The sequence below is a fragment of the Paenibacillus sp. Marseille-Q9583 genome (assembly GCF_976954365.1).
Genome location: NZ_CDRJTB010000152.1, coordinates 1 through 1800, shown reverse-complemented (window position 1 = coordinate 1800; position 1800 = coordinate 1). Strand labels below are relative to the sequence as shown.

3 protein-coding genes are annotated in these 1800 nt (G+C 32.6%); all 3 read right to left on the bottom strand.

Annotated elements, in window-relative coordinates; genetic code table 11:
• On the bottom strand, nucleotides 1–467 hold a 467-nt coding region (locus ACWNM1_RS30525; RefSeq protein WP_449603928.1), incomplete at its 3' end, for an acyltransferase.
• Entirely contained in the window at nucleotides 455–1444 is a 990-nt protein-coding gene (galE, locus tag ACWNM1_RS30520; protein WP_449603927.1) for a UDP-glucose 4-epimerase GalE, read from the bottom strand. The genes galE and ACWNM1_RS30525, both read right to left, overlap by 13 nt.
• Before the next feature lie 69 nt (nucleotides 1445–1513).
• Nucleotides 1514–1800: hypothetical protein (locus tag ACWNM1_RS30515; RefSeq protein WP_449603926.1), on the bottom strand; the 287-nt coding region annotated here is incomplete at its 5' end.

Here is a 1800-nt window from a genome sequence, read left to right as displayed (position 1 = left end):
CCACCGATTAAGATAAAATCTTCATTGAAACTTTTATTAACCACAGAACCGGCAGCTACAATTATCCCTCTACCATTTAATTCAACACCGGGTAAAATAATAGAGCCAGCACCAATCCATGCTCCAGGACCAATGTAAACATTCTTTCCAATATGTTCTTTACTTTTATAATTAGACTCCCAATCGTCCGTATTGTAACTTAATGTCAATATCTTTGAAAAAGCAGATATGGTGACGTCATTCTCTATTACCAGTCCACCACCTCCATGGAGAAAGACATAATCATTAAGTCTGCAGTTTCTTCCAATATAAATTTTATCTGCATCCTTAATTATCACTTTACCAAAGATCATTAGATTTTTGTTTTTTGCTCTAAGTCGCTTTTTGTAAAAGAGTATTTTTATATTTCTTATGTAGTAATACATTTTTTTTGTGTTTTGCCTCAAAAAATCTACTATTTTCTCCATTCAAACCTCCAAGCATCTTTCACCATATCATCAAGCCCGAGTTTTGCCTTCCAGCCTAATTCTTTTTCCGCTCGGGTAGGATCAGCATAACAAGTAGCAATATCTCCAGGTCTACGTCCGACTACTTCGTAAGGTACCTCAACTTTATTTATCGTGGAAAAAGAGTTAACTAACTCTAAAACAGATGTACCACAACCAGTACCTAAATTATATATATGAAATCCCTGCTTAAGATTCTCGATAGCTTTAACATGACCCTTGGCTAGATCAACAACATGAATGTAGTCTCTAATTCCTGTTCCATCAATTGTAGGATAATCATCACCAAATACTCTGAGTTTATCCAGAGTTCCCTTCGCCACTTTTGTCACTAACGGCAACAAATTATTTGGGCTATACTTCGTGTCCTCTCCAATTAATCCACTCACATGTGCACCTATCGGATTAAAATATCGCAATATGGATACTTCAAATTCAGGATTTGCCTTTGAGACATCCTCTAGAATTCTTTCCCCTATTACTTTCGTTTCACCATATGGATTAGTTGTTTTTTTAAGCTCTAACTCCTCTGTCAATGGAGAAGGTTGATCACCATAAACTGTAGCAGAAGAACTAAACACAAATTTGTTAACGCCATAATCTATGCATAATCTACAAATTGAGATTGTACTTACTAAATTAGTATAGTAATAATCTAATGGATATTGAACTGATTCAGCTATTGACTTTTTTCCAGCAAAATGGATTACTCCATCTAGTTTATAATCTCTAAAAACAATTGCTAAATCATTATAGTTTGTAGCATCGATTTCATAGAAAATCGGCTTTTTTCCTGTAATATCGTATATTTTGTCGATAACATCAATCTTACTATTGTATAAGTTATCAACAATTATTACTTCATGATTATTTTGCAACAATTCAACAACAGAATGTGTACCTATATATCCAAGACCTCCAGTTAACAAAATCCTCATGGTATCTTAATTCCACCCTTTCAATCTCTCTGAAAAAATAGTTTTTTTCTTTTAAATGCCTAATACAATTCATCTAGCCATTGATTTAAAAAGTGGATACAACGGTGCCAAGTACTTTTTCAAAGTAAAAATACTACTCTTACCTCCTAATCCTTTAAGATTTTTAAATTTATATCTATTACTAGTGTTTCGTGCATATAAGTATAATAGCCTATCATAATTCTCGGTCAGAACTCCCAATAGTTCCTTACTGTCAAAAATATTACGTTGTTTGTTTAATGATAAGAGTGTTTGATATATCTTCTTTATAGAATCTAAATAATCTAATGAATCAATAATATTAATTGTACAACTTT

Bases quoted from the DNA above. Each gene is read 5' to 3' on its own strand.
- galE (WP_449603927.1), bottom strand. From the start codon at position 1,444: ATGAGGATTTTGTTAACTGGAGGTCTTGGATATATAGGTACACATTCT.